Raw genomic sequence first — 18657 nt, 5'->3', positions numbered from 1 at the left:
ACATCCGCTTCGTCTGCCTGCTCGCCGCCCCCGAAGGCATCGAGCGGCTGCGCGGCTATCATCCCGACGTCCCGATCTGGACCGCGGCGATCGACGAGCGCCTCACCGACCACGCTTATATCTGGCCCGGCCTCGGCGATGCCGGCGACCGCGCCTACGGCACGAAGTAGCCCGCTCCCGTGCCCCGGACGCGGTGCACTGCGCGGCGATAGCCGCGTGGTGCTCCGCAGAGCCGGGGCCGCCCCGAACGCCGGCGCCTGTTACGATCCCGGCTCCGCGCAGCGGCGTTTCACGCCGCAGCGCGTTCGGGACACGCGCCTTTCGTTTTGCTAGGTTGAGCCATGAGCTCACGCGACTCCGCCTCCTCCGAGGTCACCCCCGAAATCCTGCTGCGCGCCTATGCCTGCGGCATCTTTCCGATGTCGGAAAGCGCCGACGATCCCGGCCTGTTCTGGGTCGAGCCGGAAGAGCGCGGCGTGATTCCGCTGAATGGCTTCAAAATCTCCTCGCGGCTCGCCCGCACGGTGCGCTCCGACGCCTTGACCGTCACCGTCAACACCGCCTTCAAGCGGGTGATAGCCGAATGCGCCGCGCCAAAGCCCGGCCGCGACGACACCTGGATCAACCAGCGGATTCGCGATCTCTACGGCGCGCTGCACGGCATGGGCCACGCTCACAGCGTCGAGGTCTGGCAGGTTGACGATCTGGTCGGCGGACTCTATGGCGTCAGCCTCGGCCAGGCGTTCTTCGGCGAGAGCATGTTTCACCACGCCCGCGACGCCTCCAAAGTTGCGCTGGTGCATCTGGTGGCGCGGCTGATCGCCGGCGGTTTCGTGCTGCTCGACACCCAATATGTCACCGACCATCTGCGCAGCTTCGGCGCCACCGAAGTGCCGCGCGCGCGCTACCGCAAGCTGCTCGACGCCGCGCTCACGGACATCGCGGAATTTGACCGACTGCCGGTGGATTTTCCGCTGAAGGGCACGACCGTGCTGGAGATCATTGCCGGGCGGAACAACCCGAAGTCCTGAAGCGCCCCTCCTGTATCCCGGACGCGATGCATCGCGCCCCCTTGGGCGTGGTGCTTCGCAGTGCCGGGACCGCCGCAAACGCCTGTGCCTGATACGGTCCCGGCTCTGCGAAGCAGCACTTGGTGCTGCATCGCGTCCGGGACACGAGCTGGCTGAATCCTATTGCCGGAACGCCGGAAATCCCGGCGGCGGTTGCTGGATCGGCTGCGGGCGCGGGGCCTGCTTCGGTGGGGCACGCCGGGCCGGCGGTGGCGGCGTTTTGGCGGCATCGGGCTGCGACGTCGCCAAAGTGGCTTCCGGGCCTTTGCAGTCGGTCAGCCAGATATCATAGATCGGGTGCTCGACGCCGTGCAGGCCGGGGCTGGCAGCGAACATCCAGCCGGAAAAAATCCGCTTCACCTCGCCCTGCAGCGTGATCTCATCGACCTCGACGAAGGCATCGGTGTTGGCGGCCTCGGTGGCTGGGCGGGTGTAGCAGGCGTCGGTCTTCACCCGCAGCGCGCCGAATTGCACGGTCTCGCCGATGTCGGCGTCGAAATTGATGATGCGGCCAGTGATCTTGTCGAGTCCGGAGAAGCTGGCTTTCTTGTTGACGATCTTCTGCGCCGGCGGCTCCGAGACCACCTCGTCGCCGGGCTGCAGCGTGGCCGGCGTCGGCGGCGCCACCTTCGGCGGCGGGCGCTGGCCGGGCGCCAGCGGCGCCACGGCCGGCGGAGCGTTGGCGACGCCAGGCGGCTGCGGCGGCGAGCCACCTGGCGGCACGTTCTGCGGAATCACGGTGGTGGCAGGCGGCGGCGCCAGCGGCTGCGACTGCACGGCACCCGGCGGCGGCACGCCCTGCCCCGGCCGCGTCGGCAGCAGCCGGCCCTGCGGAAGTTCCGGCACTTCTTCCTCGTCGTCGGAGGGCGGCAGCGCGTTGCCGCGCGGCACATTGCCGGGCGGCCGCGGGATCAGGTCGTTGAACAGATTGCCGAGCTGCGCCTGCGCCGGCGGCACAAGCGAGGTCGCGGCAATCAGCACCGCAAATCCGGCAATCGTCAGGTTTCGAAACATCGGGCGCGGGCTCACGGAGAATCAGGCTCGCGACATAATAGTGGAGGCCGCGCGCAATGGCCTCCGGTTAACACGCCGAATGCGGCGGCGAAAGGGCACCTGTCTTGCGCCTGCGGTGCTGGTCACCCCCTGTCCCGCGTGAAATACTTCGCTTAGGTCGCCGCATCGCGACGGCCACGATCCGGAATACCGGACGCACAGGGAGAACGCAGCGATGGACGGAATTCGTCTGGACGGCAGGATCGCGCTGGTGACCGGTGCCGCCGGGGTGATCGGCACCGAGACCATGCGGCTCTTGGCAGCGCGCGGCGCCTGCATCGTCGCGGTCGATCGCGACGCCGAGGCGCTCAAGCGCGCAGTCACCGGCCTGCCCGCCCATGCCGAGCCGCTGGCGGTGGTCGCCGACGTGACCCGCGAGGAAGACGTCGCCGGCTACGTCAAACTCGCGCTCGGCAAGTTCAGCCGCGTCGACATCTTCTTCAACAATGCCGGTATCGAAGGCGACATCCGGCCGATCGTCGAGGCCTCGGTCGAGAATTTCCGCCGCGTGCTGGAAGTCAATGTCGTCGGCGTGTTTCTCGGCCTCAAGCACGTGCTGCCGGTGATGCTGAAACAGAATAGCGGTTCGGTGATCAACACCGCCTCGATCGCCGGCCTGATCGGCTCGGCCGAATTGGCCGCCTACAGCGCCAGCAAGCATGCGGTGATCGGCCTGACCAAGAGCGCCGCGCTGGAATGCGCCGGCAGCCATGTGCGGGTCAATTGCATCTGTCCCGGCATGATCGACAGCCGCATGCTCAGCGCCATCATGGTCGGCCGCAACAAGGGCCAGCCCGTGGCACCCGACAGGGTCGTCGACCGAATCCCGGCGCGCCGGCTCGGCCTCGCCGCCGAGGTAGCGCCGATCGTCGCCTTCCTGGCATCCGACGATGCCAGCTACGTCTCCGGCTCCGCCTATACGGTCGATGGCGGCCGCACCTCTTCGTAGAACAGACAACAAGAAACCAGCAGGTCCACAATGCCCGTTACCCTTGATCCCGATGCCGCCGCCGTGCTCGCCGCCTTTCGCGAGGCCGGCCGGCCATCTTACGAAACGCTGTCGCCGCCGGAAGCGCGCGAATGGTACCTCAAGGCCCGGCTGGTGGCGCATCCCGAACCGCCCGTGCTGGCGTCTGTGAAAGCGATGACCGTGCCGGGCCCGGCGGGCGCAATTCCGGTCCGGATCTACACGCCGAAGCTGTTGCGGCAAGCCGACGGCATGGCCCCGGCGCTGCTGTTCTTCCATGGCGGCGGCTGGGTGATCGGCGATCTGGATTCCCACGACGTGGTGTGCCGCACGCTGGCGGTGCAAGGCGAGATGATCGTGATCTCGGTCGATTATCGGCTTGCCCCGGAACACAAGTTTCCCGCCGCCATCGACGACGCGCTCGCCGCCACCCAATGGATCGCCGACAACGCCATCCAGCTCAATATCGACGCCAGCCGGATCAGCGTCGGCGGCGACAGCGCCGGCGGCAACCTCGCCGCCATCGTCGCGATCGAGGCCCGCGAGCGCGGCCTGAAGCTGCGGGGCCAGCTACTGATCTATCCGGCCACCGACTTCCGCATGAACCATCCCTCGCACAGAGAGCCGGAGACCGACTGCCTGCTCAGCCACACGGTGATGCGCTGGTTTCGCGATCACTACCTCAACGATGCCGGCGACATCGACAACTGGCGCGCCTCGCCCGCGCGCGCCGAGGACCTCAGTGGCCTGCCACCGGCTTTCGTGCTCACCGCCGGCGCCGATCCGCTGCGCGACGAAGGCAACGAATATGCGAGGCGGCTGTCGGAGGCCGGCGTCGAGGTGGCGTATCAGACCTATCCGGGCCAGTTTCACGGCTTCGTCACCATGGGCAAGATTTTACCAATGGCGAATGAGGCGCTGCATGCGATAGGGATATGGCTGAAGGCGTTGGGCTAGACGGCAACCGGAAATGCGAGAGACCATGTTGGCGCCAGACGATCGCTTCGAGATGCGCCGGCTGGAAGCGCTGAGCAACACCATCTTCGGCGTTGCCATGACGTTGCTCGCTTACAATCTGCCAAAACCCTCCGGGCTGAGCGCAGCGCCAAACTGGACCGAACTGTATCGCGCCTATGCGCCGCACATGGTGCCGCTGATACTGAGCTTCATCATCGCCGGCGTGTTCTGGTTCAGCCACCAGCGCCGCCTGGCCATCGCTCCGCAAGCCGGACGCGGCGTCGTATTCCTCAATCTGCTGTTCTTGCTGTCGATCATCGTGCTGCCGGCGACCAATGGCCTCTACGGCAGCTATCAATCGAACAGTGTCGTGACCATCGTCTATGGATTTCACCTCACCACCATCGCAACGATCAATGCGCTGCTGTGGCTAATCGCGCTGAACGGGCGCCGTCAGTGGGCGAGCATGGTGCCGGCAATTTATCCGGTCGTGGCGTTCCTGCTCGGCACCGCCGCGGCCGCCGTCGCTGCGGCGGCGGCACCGTATTTCTGGTCCACGGCCTTCGCAGCCCCGCTGATGGGTTGGGTGGCGCAACGTCGGGCGCAACGCTGAATGTCCGGCAGGGCGATTATTAAGTCACCAACCGGACATAAGTGTCCCCGTCCGGCAACACCACGATCAATTACGCCTCCGCGACGCGTCTTTAAATACCACAAAGCGGGTTCCAGCGCCAGGAACCGGCTAATGTTTCCAGACAATTCCAGAATCGGTTTGGGGCAGACGCATCATGAAGATCCTTCTCCTCGGCGGCGCAGCGCTGATGTTCACCGCGGGCGTGGCAGTTGCCGCGGACCTTCCCCGGGCCCCGGCCTACAAGGCCGCGCCGGCCGTCGCGCGTGACTGGAGCGGCTTCTATCTCGGCGGCTACTGGGGCAGCTCGATTGGCCAATCCAGCGCCACGACGCCCGGAGGCCTGGCACTGGGCAGCGTTGACATCTCCCAGAAGAGCTGGACCGCGGGCGCCACCGTGGGCCTCAACTGGCAGGCTAGCCCGGCATGGCTGATCGGCCTCGAGGCCGATCTCGGCTTTCTCGACAACAAGCGCAAATTCACCGAGTGGAACGATCCATCCGTGTCCGCCGGCGTCAAGACCGGCGGTTACGCCACCGCGCGCGCCAGACTGGGATACGTCACCGGACCGTCGCTGCTCTACGTCACGGGCGGCGCCGCTTTCCTCAATATCGAGGATTCGTTTGGCGGCTGCGCGAACTGCACGCCGGTCAGGGCGGCTGACGCACTCACTGTCACGAAGACAGGCTGGACCGCCGGCGCAGGCATCGAAACCAAGCTCGGCCGCAACTGGAGCCAGAAGACCGAGTACCTCTATATCGACGCGGGCACCACCAACGTCGCGACCAATTTGCTCGGCGTCCCGCAGAACGTCTCGTTCCGCAACGATTTCCACGTCATCAAAACCGGGCTCAACTATCAATTCGGCGGTCCCGCCGAGGCGCTACCGTTCTTCTCCGGCGTGATGCTGCCGACCAGCCACAACTGGGCTGGCTTCTATCTCGGCGGCAACGCGGGCGGCGGCCTGACCACCTCCCCCGCTCCCGGCAATTTCGGCGGCGGACCGCTGAAGGCAGATAACGACATGCGCGGCGGCGGCGGCGCCGCCGGCATCCAGGCGGGCTACAATGTCATGAACCTGTTCGGTCGGCCGCGCTGGTTCGCCGGCGTCGAGGGCGACATCGGCTATCTCGGCATCAAGGCCTCGCACCAGGACTGGAACGACGGCTTCGTGATGAGCCAGAAGACCAACTGGTACGGCACGTTGCGCGGCCGGTTCGGCACCACGACCGGCCCCGCCCTGCTGTACTCCACCGCGGGCGCGGCGTTCGTGAAGGTCGAAAACGGCATCGTCACCACGGCCACGACGGCGCAGCTCGCACCGCTCAACCTCGCCTTCAGCAACGACGTGCGCAGCGACACCCGGGCTGGCTGGACCGTCGGTGGCGGCACCGAAGTCGCCCTCAACGCCGGGTGGTCGGCGAAGCTCGAATACCTATACATCGACGCAGGCAAGAGCACGCGTGCGGGCGTGCTGAGCGGCCCCGGCGGATCCACCACGATCAATTCGGAAGTGGCCAACCGCTTCCAAGTGGTTCGCGCCGGCGTGAACTACAATTTCAACGAGCCGGTCGTTGCCCGATATTGATAGCGCGGCCATTCAGGCGTTCGCTACTCCATCGTCAGCGGGTCCGGAGCCTTGTCTCGCAGCCGGACCTCAAGACAGCTTATGCCGCCGAAGGCCTCACTCCAGCCTTAACGGCCAAGCGCCCGGTCAGGCCCACTTCAACTCGCCGCTGATCCGCATGGCAGCCAACCCCGGCGGAAGCGCCACTAATCGACGCGGAAAATCTGTTCGAACAACCGGGACCACCTACCCTTCGATTGATGATCCATTCAAGCGGGGCGGGTTGGCTTTACTGTCCACATCCGCTCCCGAATAACGCTGCAAATCTGGTATTTGAATTCACTGAAAAAGGTCTCTACGCCACGTCTCTTTGCCTTGCCGTGCTCGGGATCGATACGCCATTGATGAAGCGCTTCTTCCGTTTCAAACTCGACGATCGTCACCCGCTCCCCATCGTCGGCAACGAAACCCTTGTGCGATATGTAGCCGGGGATTGTTCTTGCTAGTTCGCTCATGCGTTTTGCCATTGGACCATACTCGTCCTGGACACCGGACTTCATCCGGGAGCGAAATACGGTGACGATCATGGAGTTTCCTCTTCAGTGTCCGAGATGCCGTCGTCTTGGATCAGGCTTTACCTGACGCTGTTCATCACAGAAAATGAATAATAGGGATCGAAAACATCTCCTAACAAGATGACCGGACGAATGGATCTGTCGGACTTTCGTGGCATCGCTGCCGTGGTGCGCGACGGCGATGTCACGCGAGCAGCCGGGCGGCTGCCGCTCCGCGTTCAGCCGATTTTTGAATTGCCGCACCCTGACCACCGGGCATCGTCAGACCGCCCGGCTTGGTCGCTTTCTTGCCTGCAAGAGAAATCTTCCGGCGTACCGAGACGCACCGTGCCGTGCATTCGTGGTTCATTGACGCGCGACACGACTTCATCGTTGAGGTTCAGCAGACGCCGCGCCTATCCGAGAAATACCTCGCCCTCTGATGTGAGCTTGACCGAGCGAGGGCGGCGCTCGATCAGCTTCTGTCCCAGCGCGCGCTCCAGTCGCTGAACCTGAAGGGAAATAGTCGATGGCGATCATGCTCGGGCTATCCATTAGCAGCACAGCCGTACTGATGACGCTCGCCGCATCGGCCTCCTACATCGCCGTACCCGCGGCGATGCGGCTGGCACTGCCTGCCGCCAATCCTGCCATACGGCAAGTCCAGCCAAATCCGCGGTGCCGTCGCCTGACGCACGGCGCCATCAGACTGCCGACGCCCGCGCGGCGCGTCGCATGGCTTGCGGCGGCTGGCCGAAGCTGCGGATGAAGGCGCGGCGCATCCGCTCGGGATCGCCGAAGCCGGTGCGACGCGCCACCCCCTCGATCGACTCGCTGGATGACTGCACGCGCGCGCGGGCTTCCTCGATGCGCAACCGCTCCACCGCCTTGGCGGGCGTGGTGCCGGTCTCGGCGATGAAGGCGCGGGAAAAATGCCGCGCGCTCATGCCGGCCTGTTCCGCCAGCCGGTCCACCGTGAGCGGCCTGTCGAGGTGCTCGCGCGCCCAGGCCAGCAGGGTCGCGAAGCGTCCGGATGGCGGCTTCAGCTCGAGCAGCGCCGAGAACTGCGACTGGCCACCGCTGCGGCGATGATACAGCACGAGCTGTCGGGCGGTGGCCTGCGCGATCTCCTCGCCGTAATCCTCCACCACCATCGCCAGCGCCAGGTCGATGCCGGCGCTGATCCCGGCCGAACTCCAGATCCCGCCGTCACGGACATAGATCTGGTCGGGCTCCAGCCGCACCTTGGGATAGGTCGCGCAGAAATGCCGGGTGTGGCGCCAATGCGTGGTGGCGCGGCGGCCATCGAGCAGCCCCGTCTCCGCCAGCACATAGGCGCCGGAACAGACGCTGGCGACGCGAACACCACGCCGGGCCGCGGAACGCACGAAAGCCAGCAGCCGCGGACTCGCGGCAGCGGCGCGGACACCTTCACCGCCGGCGACGATCAGGGTGCGCAGTGCCCCCGCGGCGCGCAGGCCGCGCGCCATCAACGCCACGCCCGACGAACTGCGCACTTCACCCGGCTTCTCCGCCAGCACCCGGATCGTCACCGGCGACCCGCTGAGCCGTCCGGCAACCTCGAACGCCGAGATCGGGCCGGCGGCATCGAGCAGCTGGAAGTCGGGAAACAGCAGCACGCCAATCATGACTGTGTCCGTTAAAGAGGGAAGTTTGCCATTTCAGCCACAAACCAACCATGTCAGCTTGGCTCCGTCAACAACCCCAGGAGTTCTGCGATGCCCACGCCGCTGCACATCGGCCTGCTGCTGTTTCCCAACCTGACCCAACTCGACCTCACCGGCCCGCTGCAGGTGTTCTCCGCCCTGCCCGGCGCCAAAGTGCATCTGGTCTGGAAGCGCATCGAGCCGGTCCCGAGCGACACGGTACTGACCCTGCAGCCAACCATCAGCTTCGAGGATTGCCCGCAGCTTGACGTGATCTGCGTGCCGGGCGGCAGCGGCGTCAACGACATGGTCAATGATGACGTGATGCTGGCGTTTCTGCGCCGGCAGGCGGCGGGCGCGCGCTACGTGACCTCGGTGTGCACCGGCTCGCTGGTGCTTGGCGCCGCCGGATTGCTGCGGGGCTATCGTGCCGCCACGCATTGGTCGGCGATCGACTATCTGAGCGGGTTCGGCGCCATCCCGAGCCGGACGCGGGTGTGCGTCGATCGCAACCGCATCACCGGTGGCGGCGTGACGGCGGGCATCGACTTCGGACTGACGCTGGTGGAAATCTTGGCCGACCGGCCGACCGCCGAGGCGATCCAGCTCGGGATCGAATACAACCCGGCGCCGCCATTCAATGCGGGCTCGCCGGACACGGCGCCGGCAGAGGTGCTCGCGGCCGTCAACAAGCGGATTGCCGGGCAGACCGCGCGCCGCGAATCGATGATCCGCGCCGCCGCACGGCTACAGTCCGCGGAAGCCTAGCTGCCGGGCGTCCAGGACTGGTAGTCGCCGGTGGCCTTGGGTCGGCGGCCGCCGGCCAGGGTCGAGCCGGCCGGGCGATAGGCGGCCGGCGTGCCGGTCAGGTTCGGCTGATGCGGCTTCTGCCATTCGCGATCAACATAGGTCTCCTCGGTCGGCGCGACGTCGACCGTATGATGCAGCCAGCCATGCCAGGATGGCGGCACCTTGGTGGCCTCGGCGTAGCCATTATAGACCACCCAGCGACGCTGGAAGCCGAGCGTGGGGTCGATCACGCCGCCCTTGGTGCGATAATAGGTGTTGCCCATTTCGTCGCGGCCGACCAGCTCGCCGAACCGCCAGGTCCACAATTGCGTGCCGAAGGTCTGGCCGCTCCACCATGTGAAAAATTTCAGCAGAAACAGTTTCATAGACCGCGCCGGTTGGAGAATTGCTGGGCCTCTAGATGCCATTCGAGAGCCAGATTGTCCAGTTGCCCGTGACCGATTGCCGCCCGCAACAGGCTGTGACAGGCCTCGCATCGGCCGGGAAACGTCCCCACTTCGACCGCATCACGCGATGCACGATCGGCCCGGCGCATTCAGGCGCCGTACACGTCCGATCGGTCAGATTGTCGATCGCAAGCGCGCGGACCGGAACAGTTGCCGGGTGAACGGGTTGGGACTGCATCCCGAACAGGAGACGAACATGTTGAGTTTGAAGATATTAGGTGCCGCCGCCATTTTGACGCTGGCGGTACCGGTGATTGATGCGACCCCCAGCCATGCGCAGGGCCATGGGATGCGCGGCGGCGGTGGTCATGGTGGTGGTCACGGCGGCGGTGGTCCCCGGGTGGGTGGCGGCGGCGGTGGCGGTCCGCGCGTCGGCATGGGCGGTGGCCCACGTTTCGGCGGCGGCGGCGGTAATTTCGGACGCGGTGGCGGCTGGAACCGCGGCGGCGGCGGCTTTGTTCCCGGCGCGGTGGCCGGCGCCTTGATCGGCGGCGCGATCGCCTCGCAGCGGGGCTATCCCGGCTATTACGGTAACTCCGGCTATGGCGGCGGCTATTACGGCAGTTCCTACGGCGCCTATTACGGCGCGCCGTATGATGATGGCGGCGAGGTCGTGGAAGTCGCTCCGGCCGGTGGTCGCGATGTCGACTACTGCATCCAGACCTACAAGTCCTACAATGTGCGTACGGGCAGCTATCTTGGGTATGACGGCAACCGTTACGCTTGCCCATAGGCTGGCTGTTATCTGACTCCGATCGAGCGACGGCACCCGAGGTGCCGTCGCTCGATCTTGTTGGATAAGCTCAAGCCGGACTGACAAAATAGCGGCGCCTCCATCGAAACATGGCGGGCGCCGTGGCGTAATCAAATCTCGCCGTTCGGCAGCGGTGAAACATCCTCCGATGCATCAGCTGTGAGAGGGATCTTGGACGAATCCAGCGAGCCAGAACCCGCCCCTTCCACGCCAACGAAGCCGAACGGCGGCGAGCCTTGCGCGCCTCTGGCAATCCTGACGCTCCGATCGAACCGCCCTTCGACGAGATCACCAGAATCGGCGGCTACGTCTGTCAGAATCTGGTCTCGATCATCAGCCTGGTCGATGAAGGCCGGCAATGGTTCAAGTCCGCGGTCGGCACGCCACTGCGACAGACGCCGCTGGAGCAACCGATCCGCGCCCGCGGCATCCTTGAACACAATTATCTGGAAGTGGAAGACACAACGCGGGATTCCGGTCTCGACTGCGATCCTCTGATAACCGGCGATCCGAAGATAAGCTTTTACACTGGCGCCTTGTCGCCGACGCCGAATGATCTGCCGCTCGGCACCATCTGCATGCTGGATGACAAACCGCGCGTTCTCAGCCCCGAGCAACGCAATGTACTTCCCGATCATCGACGTCTTCAAATCGATCGTGGCGAATTGGCAACCAAACGCCGAGGCGAAGCCCATCGATCTGATCGTGATACCGAGCAGCGCGAGGGTGGTTAGCGACGCTCGCATGCTGCGCGCAAATGCCTGGCAACCTCGTCGGCAACGCGATCTGATATACTCATCGTGGCCGGGTACTGGTCGGCTGTCGCCAGCATGGCAACGCCATGACCATTGAAGTACAGGACTCCGGCAGCGGCATTCCCGCCGATCAACTCGGTGCGATCTTCCAGGCGTTTGATCAGGTTAACCCCGCCAGCGAAGGTCTGGAATTAGCTCTGTCGATCGTGCGCCGCACAGCCAGGGCGCTTCGCCATGAGATCGAATTACAATCGGATCTCGCCCGCGGCTCGCATTGCAGCATCCGCGTGCCGTTGGCGGCTCAAATCCAGCACCCGGAGTAGTGCAGCCAAAGAAACTAAGGACATCATATGATTTTATGCTGGTATCACCGCGAGTAATGTGACCCAGATACGCCTGAAGCGCGATTCGGTTGTGTTCGAATGTCGAACAGGAATGCTTCTCATGCTCGCCAGCGGACTGATAGACCTGTCACCGACGTCGCGCCGCCTCCCGCGCTGGATGCTTGGCCGACGGACGACGGCGCAATTTCTTGGTATCTTGATACTTTCTCTGGCGGGGTTCGCGCTCAGCGGCACCGTGATGGAGCGTACCTGGGAAGCCCGTTCCTCGGTCACACATACCCGCGACGTGCAGTTGCAGATTAATCGTATCGTCTGGGACCTGCTTTCCATGCAGCAATCCATGCAGGCCTTCAAACTGAGCGACGACCCGGACCACGCGCTTCGCTTCGAGCGAGCGCGGACCGATATCCGTGGCGACATCCTGCGGCTCACTGAGCTCACCGCCGACAACGCCAGTCAGCGGCAATTGCTGACGGACTTCGAAACCATCTTCGCTCCCTACTTCGCCAAGCTGGAGTATTTGTTCGCCTTCGGCGGAGCCGCTGATGCCGACCGTGCCCGCGCGCTCGCGATGTCGGCCGATGCCGTTCGCATGTCGGCCGTGCTGGCGCGGATGCGTGAGCACGAAGACGGGCTTCTCAAGCAGCGTTCCGCGCGCGCGGAAACTCTGTTGCTGGCGCTGCTGCCTACGCTCAGCCTGTCCGCCGCGCTGGTCGCGCTGCTGTTGGTGATGCTGGCCCAGTCGATCAAGCAGTCCACGCGTGACAGGGAATTGGCGCTCGTTGAGAAGGCCGGCGAACTCGCCGCCAAGGACATGCTGATGCGCGAGGTCGACCATCGCGCCCATAACAGCCTCGGTCTGATCTATAATCTGATGACATTCCAGCAACAGCGTTCCAGCAACACCGCCGCGACGCGGGAATTTCTTGCCGAAGCCGCCAATCAGGTGCTGGTCGTCGCGCGGATGCATGAGCGACTCTACCAGAACGGCGATGCCGACGCGCTGCCAATCGGACTGTACCTGCGCGATCTCTGCGAGGATGTCGCGACCTACTCGCTGCCCGCGGAAGCCCACGCCGCGATCCGGGTGCAGGCATCCGACGCCGTACTTCCTGCCGAACAGGCGGTCTGGCTCGGCCTGATCGTGGTCGAGCTGGTCACCAATGCGATGAAATACGGTGCCCCGTCGGTGGAGACGCCGATCATGATCGACATCGCCAGTGCCGATGGCCAGCTCCAAGTTTCAGTATCCGATGGCGGCGCGGGCCTGCCCGACAGTTTCGATCCGCAGGCCAGCAAGGGCCTTGGCATGCAGGTCGTCTGCCTGTTGATCCGGCAGCTGCACGCCACTCTCAGCATCGACCTCAGCTGGTCCGGCGCCCGTTTTCTCGTCACGGTGCCGCTGGCGCCGTGCTATTCGCCGGCCTCCGGCGCGTGACGCCGGGCTGAGGGCAAGCGCGCAAACCCCCAATCCTTGCTGCCGCGCAGGAATGCTATCCAGCCCCAGGCCGCCCCGGCGTGACGCAGTAGTTGAAAGCTGAACGGCTCTAGAATCGCAGCCAGTATCGCGGCGCCGATCTTCGCCTCGGTGCGGCCGCCGGTCAGCCGCTGATACAGGTGCACCGTCCAGAGATAGACCAGAAAATCCGCGGCGATCTTCGCACCGATGATGCCGAACACCGGGAGTGCGATGGCGCCGCGACCGCTGAACACCAGCACCAGCAGCAGCGCGAAGGCCGTCAGGCCATAGATCGGCTGTAGCGTATCCAGCGCCTTGATCGGCAGCATGCGCAGGCCGAGCGCGCCATAGCGGGCGTTGCCGGTCATGTCCCGGTTCCAGTATTGCGTCTGCAGGAAGCCGGCGAACCAGCGCCGGCGCTGCCGCATGAAGGTGGCGAGGTCGGACGGCGCCTCGGTCTGGGCGACCGCCGTCCCGACCATGCGCAATTGCCAGTTCAGCCCATGGTCGATGGCGTAGCGGTGCATGCGGTGAGTCAATTCGTAGTCCTCGACCAGGCAGTCGTCATCGAAGCCGCCGACCGCCACCAGCGCCTCGCGACGGAAGCCGGCGAAGGCGCCGGAGATCAGCAGCAGGCTGTTGCTGCGCATCCAGGCGAAACGCGAGATGATGTTGCGGATGTATTCATAGGTCTGGAACCACTGCATGACCCGGCCCGATGCGCTGGCATCGCAGACCGGCACCAGCACGCCACCGGCCGCCACCAGATTGCCGTCGGCCGCGAATGCCCGACGCATTTCGGCGATCGCATCCGGCGCCATGAAAGTGTCGGCGTCCAGCGTGATGACGATGTCGGTCTCGACTTCGATGATCGCCGCATTGAGCGCGCGCGCCTTACCCTGATGCGGCAGCCGCAGCCAGCGCAAGCCCGGCATCACGGTGCCGGCGCTGATTTTTCCCAATGCCGGAAAAGCCAGCCCGTAGGTCTCGCGCAGCCAGTGCGCCGTACCGTCGCTGGACCCGTCATCGGCGATCAGCACGATGTCGGGCGCATCGGTTTGCATCGACAGCGCCACCAGCGATTCCGGCAAATTCGCCGCTTCATCATGCGCCGCGATCAGCACCGCGATCGACGGCCGCGATGGCGCCAACGCAATGCCCTGTCGGCGGCGTGACGTGAAGTACAGCGGCAAAGTCTGCCACACCACGAACAGCATCAGCACGCTGTCGTAGAGGATGTAGACGATACCGGCGGACCATGCCCAGATATCGTTGAGCCAGAACGACCGCGCGAACAAGGTGGCCCACAGCGCCAGCACCGCGAGATAGATCAGCAGGCTGGGCGTCGGCATCGGCCGCGGGGTAATGCGCGGCGAGGCGACGGCGAAGGCCGCCTTCAGGAAATCCGTCATGAGATCATTTCAATTGCGAAAAATGGATACTGGCTTCGTGAACGGGTACGAATGAATCATGGGGAAGTTGCGGAGCTACCAAGGAATATCCGACCAGGACGAACCCCGGCGCAACACAAAGTCGTCATGGGCTCGCCGCGAATTGACAGTTATGGTCGCGCCATGGAATCAGCTCCCGCCCCTGTTCGCCGCTACACATTCATTGCCATGGTACTGCACTGGCTGGTTGCGATCCTGATGCTGGTTAATATCGCCTTGATCTGGAGCGTCGATCTGCTGCCCGACGAGCGCATCCGTCCGGTGATCGACGCCCATAAATCGATCGGCATCACCGTGCTCGGGCTGGTGCTGTTGCGGCTGTTGTGGCGCGCCGCCAATCCGCCGCCGCCGTTGCCCGACGGCTATCCGCGCTGGGAAAAAGCGGCGGCGCACAGCGCGCATGTCGCGCTGTATCTGCTGATCCTCGCGCTGCCGCTGTCGGGCTGGATGCACGATTCCGCCTGGAAGGCGGCGGGCGAAATCCCGATGTACTGGTTCGGCCTGTTTCAGTGGCCGCGGATCGGCTGGATCACGCAGCTCGACCCCGTCTTCAAGGAGCGCCTGCATGATGTATTCGGCGCCACCCATGTCTGGCTGTCCTATCTGCTCTACGCGCTGTTCGTGCTGCATGTCGGCGCGGCGCTGAAGCATCAATATTGGGACCGGCACGCCGAACTGCAGCGCATGCTGCCGGGCCGCGCGGACGGCGGCTAGGGCGGGATGTCTTCAGGTGGATCGCCGTCCCCCTCCGTCATTGGGGCGGCAGTCGCGGTCCACTTGAAATCATCCCGATGCTCACGGCTCCAGCGTCTGCACCGGCGGCATCGACGGCGACGGCGCGAAGCTGGCGGGCGGCACGCCCTCGAGGCGCTTCTTCGGCAGGCCATTGCCGAACATGCATTCCATGGTCGGTTCCGCGATCGCGGTCATGGTGAGGCTGATCAGCGACCGCTTTTCCGGTGGCAGCCAGGTCGCGCTGATCGATGGCACGCCGCGTTCGGTGACGCCGTACAGCACGGCATCCAGCACGTCGGCATCGCCGATCTCGCCGCGCAGCGCGGTGCGCAGGCAATCGCACACCGCTTCCGGCCGCGAATAGCGCGACACCATGAACGGCGCGCACAGCCGGATGAATTCGCCGCGCGGATCCGGCATCTCGGACAGCCGGCGCGGATCGGCCCGCGCCGGCGCGATGGCCAGCAAGGCGAGACTGGCGACAAGCAGTTTTGCAAGAGCGGGGGTCATGGACGACGGGCCGGTGCGGACTGAACAACCGGTACAGTCTGGCGCAAAACAGGCGCCGATGCCAAATAACGTCTGCGCCAGCCGCGGCGGCCCGGCTGGCCGCGACCGGCTAATGGCGCTTGCGGACTTTTCGCGGTCGCTGCGCCGGCGGCTGAACCGCAGCCCTGGGCGCGGTAAACAGCGAGCCCGACTGGTTGGTGACGTAGCCACGCGATTCCTGCAGGCGCCGCTGGTAGCCCGGCGAATTCATGAAGCTCGAGCCGCCGCCGCGCGCCAACGCGGCGGTCACCGAAAACTCGCTGGCCACCAGCATCACCGCCAGCGCTGCCGCGCATTCGCAAAATCTGTTCATTCGCTACTCTCTCGCGCCCCGACCCCTTCGGCAAGCGAAAGCGCGATCATTGGTTCCGGACGGCTTCGGAACAAACTGCCGCATGCGCGATTCATTCCCGGCACTGGAGATCCGACTGATGACCACGCCCCGTGGTAACCCCGAAAGCGCCGACGCCTGGGCGACGCGCATCCTGCTTCACGCCCATGCCATCGCGCCTTGCGCCGAGCATGGCTTCATGCGGCTGAAATTCCACCATGCCGCGATCGACTACGCCCATGCGCTGGCGGCGCGCGATCCGCTGCCCGGTACAAGCAAACGGAAATCCGCGGCCGTGCTCGATGAATTCCTCGACGGACTCAGCGACGATTGTCCGGCCTGCGTCTGATTTACGTCCGCGTCGCCAGCGCGACGCCGGCCAGCGTCAGCAGCAGCGCCGAGATCTGGAACACCCCCAGCGGTTCATGCAGCATCATCGCGGAGCCGACGACGCCGATCACCGGCACCGCCATGGTGCCGATCGCCGCCACCGACGCCGGCAGGATCTGCAATGCCGCGAACCAGCAGACATAGGCGAGGCAGAACGGAATCAGCACGATATAGGTCAGCAGGCCCCAGCCGGTCCAGGACAGGCTGGCAAACTGCGCGGTCTCGAAGGCCACGCCGAGCAGCGCCACCGGCACGCTGCCGATCCCGATCTGCCAGGCCGACGAGGCGATCAGCGGCAAGGTCAGCCTGAACCGCTTCGCCAGCACGGTGCCGAGCGCGAAACCGAACGCGCCGAGCATCGCCAGCGCGATGCCGGGCAGCTTGTCGCGGCTGGCGGCCACGCCGTCGCCGCCCATCAGCGCCGCCACGCCCGCGAACGCCATCAGCATCGCCACGATGCGCGGCCACGACATCCGCTCGCCCAGAATCAGCCAGGCCAGCGCCGAAGCCCAGACTGGCATGGTATAGGCGATCACCGCCGCCTCCCCGCCCGGCAGCCACAGCAGCGCCAGCCCCATCAGGGCCATCCAGCCGGTGACATTGAGCAGCGCCAGCACCACCAAGGGGGCCCACTGCCCCCGCGCCACCCGCAGCCGCTCGCCGCGCAACAGCGCCAGCGCCGCCAGCAGAACCGCCCCGGCGACCCCAGTGTAGCCGCGCGCCGTCAGCGGCGGCAATTCGCCGAGCAGGATTTTCATCACCGGCCAGTTCAGCCCCCAGCCGACCGAGGTGATGGCCAGGAAAACAAGGCCGATGGGCGCGATTCGCGGCGGCGTCGGAGGTAAGGCGATCATGCAGGGAACCGGCTGATGAAGGGCGGTAGCGCCATGCCACGCCTACACCGCCGCCGCGCCCTGACCAATGGCCGGCAGCGGCCGGCACCCATGCGCCGGTTCTGGGAGCTGCTGTGGATCGGTGGTATCATGAGAACCGGGCTGTTCCCCTTTGGGAACTCGATTGTTCCGTTTTGCTCGCCGGTCGCGCCGCCTGAGTCTTCCAAAAGCAATGCCCGGATGACAAAATAAAGTTGCCCTGTGAACAGCGGGCGCAGCCCGGTTTTCACACCGCTGCGAAAATAAATTGCGCTTCCGATTCCATGAGGACTCACCGATACTTGCGTCCATTCAAGGAGGTCCTCCTCCCCTACTTATCCCCTGATTGCACCATATTTAGTAATTGGTTTAGGAACTCGTACTATTTCTTGACGGGTGTGGGGAGTCGGCCTAGTTTTCAAATTGTCCGGTGCGGGTGGTTCTTGGTCCCGCCGGACATCCCCAAAAGGGTTCCAGATTGACCGCCTCGACAGCCGGATTGGCTTTCGGGGACGGGCTTTTCTGTCCCGAAACGGGCGACCTTTTGGGCCGCCGACAAGAGCCGGACAACGGCTCCGAGGGCATTGTGAGGCGTTGACAGGCTGAGGCCGACGGCAGGTTGCCGTCGTGGCCGAGGTCCACAGAGAACAGGACCGGGATCACCCGGCCGAGCGGCGGGCGAAAGCCCGCGAAACTGAAATCGCCGACGCCGCCCCGATCGGGGGTGTCGGCCCAGACGGGGCACGACCATGCAGATCAATCGCCGCTACACCACGGACGGCCAGTCTCCCTATGCCGGGATCGACTTCCGCCACACCACCTCCGAGATCCGCAACCCGGACGGCTCCGTGGTGTTCAAGCTGGAGAATGTCGAGGTCCCGGATTCCTGGTCGCAGGTCGCCTCCGACGTGCTGGCGCAGAAATATTTTCGCAAGGCCGGCGTCGCCGCCCGCCTGAAGAAGGTCGAGGAAGAGACCGTGCCGTCGTGGCTGTGGCGCTCGGTGCCCGACACCGAGGCCCTGGCCACCCTCCCCGAATCCGAGCGCTATGTCAGCGAACTCTCCGCCAAGCAGGTGTTCGACCGCCTCAGTGGCTGCTGGACCTATTGGGGCTGGAAGGGCGGCTACTTCTCATCGGAAGAAGACGCCCGCGCCTTCTCCGACGAGCTGCGCTACATGCTGGCGAAGCAGATGGTGGCGCCGAATTCGCCGCAATGGTTCAACACCGGCCTGCATTGGGCCTACGGCGTCGACGGCCCCGGCCAGGGCCACTATTACGTCGACTGGAAGACCGCC

The 18657-nt window shown here is 65.1% G+C and carries 22 protein-coding genes and 2 pseudogenes; 15 read left to right on the top strand and 9 right to left on the bottom strand.

The window, feature by feature from the left end:
* Both Q0S16_RS25445 and aat read left to right on the top strand, forming a co-directional pair.
* On the top strand, window positions 1–170 hold a 170-nt coding region (locus Q0S16_RS25445; RefSeq protein WP_295855050.1), incomplete at its 5' end, for a uracil phosphoribosyltransferase.
* 171 nt (window positions 171–341) lie between these two features.
* Complete coding sequence (aat, locus tag Q0S16_RS25440) at window positions 342–1031, top strand: leucyl/phenylalanyl-tRNA--protein transferase (RefSeq protein WP_295855040.1); 690 nt, start codon at window positions 342–344, stop codon at window positions 1029–1031.
* Window positions 1032–1190: 159 nt separating this feature from the next.
* Here aat and Q0S16_RS25435 read toward each other — a convergent pair whose 3' ends face one another.
* Window positions 1191–2084 carry a DUF2155 domain-containing protein gene (locus tag Q0S16_RS25435; protein WP_295855037.1) on the bottom strand — a complete coding sequence of 298 codons (894 nt, stop codon included), beginning with the start codon at window positions 2082–2084 and terminating at the stop codon, window positions 1191–1193.
* Window positions 2085–2298: 214 nt separating this feature from the next.
* Between Q0S16_RS25435 and Q0S16_RS25430 the strand changes: the two genes are divergently transcribed.
* From Q0S16_RS25430 to Q0S16_RS25415, 4 genes are all read left to right on the top strand, one after another.
* A complete protein-coding gene (locus Q0S16_RS25430) occupies window positions 2299–3072 on the top strand; it encodes an SDR family oxidoreductase (RefSeq protein WP_295855034.1) in 774 nt (257 codons plus the stop codon).
* 30 nt (window positions 3073–3102) lie between these two features.
* A complete protein-coding gene (locus tag Q0S16_RS25425; protein WP_295855031.1) occupies window positions 3103–4047 on the top strand; it encodes an alpha/beta hydrolase in 945 nt (314 codons plus the stop codon).
* Window positions 4048–4072: 25 nt separating this feature from the next.
* On the top strand, window positions 4073–4660 hold the full coding sequence (locus tag Q0S16_RS25420; protein WP_295855027.1) for a TMEM175 family protein: 588 nt from the start codon (window positions 4073–4075) through the stop codon (window positions 4658–4660).
* Between the two features lie 175 nt (window positions 4661–4835).
* A complete protein-coding gene (locus Q0S16_RS25415) occupies window positions 4836–6266 on the top strand; it encodes an outer membrane beta-barrel protein (RefSeq protein WP_295855024.1) in 1431 nt (476 codons plus the stop codon).
* Window positions 6267–6514: 248 nt separating this feature from the next.
* Here Q0S16_RS25415 and Q0S16_RS25410 read toward each other — a convergent pair whose 3' ends face one another.
* Together Q0S16_RS25410 and Q0S16_RS25405 are read right to left on the bottom strand one after the other, a co-directional pair.
* Window positions 6515–6832, bottom strand: a complete 318-nt coding sequence (locus Q0S16_RS25410) for an antibiotic biosynthesis monooxygenase (protein ID WP_295855021.1) — start codon at window positions 6830–6832, stop codon at window positions 6515–6517.
* 383 nt (window positions 6833–7215) lie between these two features.
* Window positions 7216–7290: a hypothetical protein gene (locus Q0S16_RS25405; protein ID WP_295855048.1), complete on the bottom strand. Its 75-nt coding sequence runs from the start codon at window positions 7288–7290 to the stop codon at window positions 7216–7218.
* A 38-nt stretch (window positions 7291–7328) separates the two neighbouring features.
* On the opposite strand from Q0S16_RS25405, the gene Q0S16_RS25400 reads away from it, so the two are divergent.
* The gene (locus tag Q0S16_RS25400; RefSeq protein WP_366517862.1) at window positions 7329–7568 is read left to right on the top strand and encodes a sodium-dependent bicarbonate transport family permease; all 240 of its coding nucleotides are present in this window, start codon (window positions 7329–7331) and stop codon (window positions 7566–7568) included.
* Here Q0S16_RS25400 and Q0S16_RS25395 read toward each other — a convergent pair.
* Window positions 7504–8448, bottom strand: coding sequence for a GlxA family transcriptional regulator (locus Q0S16_RS25395; protein WP_295855018.1), 945 nt, complete (start codon window positions 8446–8448; stop codon window positions 7504–7506). The two genes, Q0S16_RS25400 and Q0S16_RS25395, sit on opposite strands and share 65 nt — an antisense overlap.
* A gap of 90 nt (window positions 8449–8538) precedes the next feature.
* Here Q0S16_RS25395 and Q0S16_RS25390 point away from each other — a divergent pair, with 90 nt between their 5' ends.
* Window positions 8539–9234: a DJ-1/PfpI family protein gene (locus Q0S16_RS25390; protein ID WP_295855015.1), complete on the top strand. Its 696-nt coding sequence runs from the start codon at window positions 8539–8541 to the stop codon at window positions 9232–9234.
* Here the strand turns inward: Q0S16_RS25390 and Q0S16_RS25385 are convergent.
* On the bottom strand, window positions 9231–9641 hold the full coding sequence (locus Q0S16_RS25385; protein ID WP_295855012.1) for an NADH:ubiquinone oxidoreductase subunit NDUFA12: 411 nt from the start codon (window positions 9639–9641) through the stop codon (window positions 9231–9233). The two genes, Q0S16_RS25390 and Q0S16_RS25385, sit on opposite strands and share 4 nt — an antisense overlap.
* Before the next feature lie 277 nt (window positions 9642–9918).
* Between Q0S16_RS25385 and Q0S16_RS25380 the strand changes: the two genes are divergently transcribed.
* From Q0S16_RS25380 to Q0S16_RS25365, 4 genes and pseudogenes are all read left to right on the top strand, one after another.
* The gene (locus tag Q0S16_RS25380; RefSeq protein ID WP_295855009.1) at window positions 9919–10455 is read left to right on the top strand and encodes a BA14K family protein; all 537 of its coding nucleotides are present in this window, start codon (window positions 9919–9921) and stop codon (window positions 10453–10455) included.
* A 257-nt stretch (window positions 10456–10712) separates the two neighbouring features.
* Window positions 10713–11210 carry a hypothetical protein gene (locus tag Q0S16_RS25375; RefSeq protein WP_295855006.1) on the top strand — a complete coding sequence of 166 codons (498 nt, stop codon included), beginning with the start codon at window positions 10713–10715 and terminating at the stop codon, window positions 11208–11210.
* Window positions 11211–11284: 74 nt separating this feature from the next.
* Window positions 11285–11554: pseudogene (locus Q0S16_RS25370) on the top strand (HAMP domain-containing sensor histidine kinase); the annotation flags it as partial.
* Window positions 11555–11675: 121 nt separating this feature from the next.
* Window positions 11676–13013, top strand: coding sequence for a CHASE3 domain-containing protein (locus Q0S16_RS25365; protein WP_295855003.1), 1338 nt, complete (start codon window positions 11676–11678; stop codon window positions 13011–13013).
* On the opposite strand, the gene Q0S16_RS25360 is transcribed toward Q0S16_RS25365, so the two are convergent.
* The gene (locus tag Q0S16_RS25360; protein WP_295855001.1) at window positions 12989–14446 is read right to left on the bottom strand and encodes a glycosyltransferase; all 1458 of its coding nucleotides are present in this window, start codon (window positions 14444–14446) and stop codon (window positions 12989–12991) included. The two genes, Q0S16_RS25365 and Q0S16_RS25360, sit on opposite strands and share 25 nt — an antisense overlap.
* 162 nt (window positions 14447–14608) lie before the next feature.
* Here Q0S16_RS25360 and Q0S16_RS25355 point away from each other — a divergent pair, with 162 nt between their 5' ends.
* The gene (locus Q0S16_RS25355) at window positions 14609–15199 is read left to right on the top strand and encodes a cytochrome b/b6 domain-containing protein (protein WP_295854999.1); all 591 of its coding nucleotides are present in this window, start codon (window positions 14609–14611) and stop codon (window positions 15197–15199) included.
* An 81-nt stretch (window positions 15200–15280) separates the two neighbouring features.
* On the opposite strand, the gene Q0S16_RS25350 is transcribed toward Q0S16_RS25355, so the two are convergent.
* Together Q0S16_RS25350 and Q0S16_RS25345 are read right to left on the bottom strand one after the other, a co-directional pair.
* Window positions 15281–15730: a hypothetical protein gene (locus tag Q0S16_RS25350; protein WP_295854996.1), complete on the bottom strand. Its 450-nt coding sequence runs from the start codon at window positions 15728–15730 to the stop codon at window positions 15281–15283.
* Between the two features lie 109 nt (window positions 15731–15839).
* Window positions 15840–16082, bottom strand: coding sequence for a hypothetical protein (locus Q0S16_RS25345; RefSeq protein WP_295854993.1), 243 nt, complete (start codon window positions 16080–16082; stop codon window positions 15840–15842).
* A 118-nt stretch (window positions 16083–16200) separates the two neighbouring features.
* Here Q0S16_RS25345 and Q0S16_RS25340 point away from each other — a divergent pair, with 118 nt between their 5' ends.
* Window positions 16201–16449 (top strand): hypothetical protein, encoded by a 249-nt coding sequence (locus tag Q0S16_RS25340; protein WP_295854990.1) that lies wholly within the window; start codon window positions 16201–16203, stop codon window positions 16447–16449.
* Window position 16450: 1 nt separating this feature from the next.
* On the opposite strand, the gene Q0S16_RS25335 is transcribed toward Q0S16_RS25340, so the two are convergent.
* Window positions 16451–17344 carry a DMT family transporter gene (locus Q0S16_RS25335; RefSeq protein WP_295854986.1) on the bottom strand — a complete coding sequence of 298 codons (894 nt, stop codon included), beginning with the start codon at window positions 17342–17344 and terminating at the stop codon, window positions 16451–16453.
* Window positions 17345–18111: 767 nt separating this feature from the next.
* Here Q0S16_RS25335 and Q0S16_RS25330 point away from each other — a divergent pair.
* Window positions 18112–18657, top strand: a pseudogene (locus tag Q0S16_RS25330) (vitamin B12-dependent ribonucleotide reductase); the annotation flags it as partial.

Source organism: Tardiphaga sp. (assembly GCF_025356345.1).
GTDB lineage: Bacteria > Pseudomonadota > Alphaproteobacteria > Rhizobiales > Xanthobacteraceae > Tardiphaga.
The sequence above is the reverse complement of the archived record's forward strand: the minus strand, read 5'-3'. Positions and strand labels throughout refer to the sequence as shown.

Excerpts from the sequence above, each read along its gene's own strand:
- aat (WP_295855040.1), top strand. The coding sequence starts at position 342 with ATGAGCTCACGCGACTCCGCCTCCTCCGAGGTCACCCCCGAAATCCTG.
- Q0S16_RS25435 (WP_295855037.1), bottom strand. The coding sequence starts at position 2,084 with ATGTTTCGAAACCTGACGATTGCCGGATTTGCGGTGCTGATTGCCGCG.
- Q0S16_RS25430 (WP_295855034.1), top strand. The coding sequence starts at position 2,299 with ATGGACGGAATTCGTCTGGACGGCAGGATCGCGCTGGTGACCGGTGCC.
- Q0S16_RS25425 (WP_295855031.1), top strand. The coding sequence starts at position 3,103 with ATGCCCGTTACCCTTGATCCCGATGCCGCCGCCGTGCTCGCCGCCTTT.
- Q0S16_RS25420 (WP_295855027.1), top strand. The coding sequence starts at position 4,073 with ATGTTGGCGCCAGACGATCGCTTCGAGATGCGCCGGCTGGAAGCGCTG.
- Q0S16_RS25415 (WP_295855024.1), top strand. The coding sequence starts at position 4,836 with ATGAAGATCCTTCTCCTCGGCGGCGCAGCGCTGATGTTCACCGCGGGC.
- Q0S16_RS25410 (WP_295855021.1), bottom strand. The coding sequence starts at position 6,832 with ATGATCGTCACCGTATTTCGCTCCCGGATGAAGTCCGGTGTCCAGGAC.
- Q0S16_RS25400 (WP_366517862.1), top strand. The coding sequence starts at position 7,329 with ATGGCGATCATGCTCGGGCTATCCATTAGCAGCACAGCCGTACTGATG.
- Q0S16_RS25395 (WP_295855018.1), bottom strand. The coding sequence starts at position 8,448 with ATGATTGGCGTGCTGCTGTTTCCCGACTTCCAGCTGCTCGATGCCGCC.
- Q0S16_RS25390 (WP_295855015.1), top strand. The coding sequence starts at position 8,539 with ATGCCCACGCCGCTGCACATCGGCCTGCTGCTGTTTCCCAACCTGACC.
- Q0S16_RS25385 (WP_295855012.1), bottom strand. The coding sequence starts at position 9,641 with ATGAAACTGTTTCTGCTGAAATTTTTCACATGGTGGAGCGGCCAGACC.
- Q0S16_RS25380 (WP_295855009.1), top strand. The coding sequence starts at position 9,919 with ATGTTGAGTTTGAAGATATTAGGTGCCGCCGCCATTTTGACGCTGGCG.
- Q0S16_RS25365 (WP_295855003.1), top strand. The coding sequence starts at position 11,676 with ATGCTCGCCAGCGGACTGATAGACCTGTCACCGACGTCGCGCCGCCTC.
- Q0S16_RS25360 (WP_295855001.1), bottom strand. The coding sequence starts at position 14,446 with ATGACGGATTTCCTGAAGGCGGCCTTCGCCGTCGCCTCGCCGCGCATT.
- Q0S16_RS25355 (WP_295854999.1), top strand. The coding sequence starts at position 14,609 with ATGGAATCAGCTCCCGCCCCTGTTCGCCGCTACACATTCATTGCCATG.
- Q0S16_RS25350 (WP_295854996.1), bottom strand. The coding sequence starts at position 15,730 with ATGACCCCCGCTCTTGCAAAACTGCTTGTCGCCAGTCTCGCCTTGCTG.
- Q0S16_RS25345 (WP_295854993.1), bottom strand. The coding sequence starts at position 16,082 with ATGAACAGATTTTGCGAATGCGCGGCAGCGCTGGCGGTGATGCTGGTG.
- Q0S16_RS25340 (WP_295854990.1), top strand. The coding sequence starts at position 16,201 with ATGACCACGCCCCGTGGTAACCCCGAAAGCGCCGACGCCTGGGCGACG.
- Q0S16_RS25335 (WP_295854986.1), bottom strand. The coding sequence starts at position 17,344 with ATGATCGCCTTACCTCCGACGCCGCCGCGAATCGCGCCCATCGGCCTT.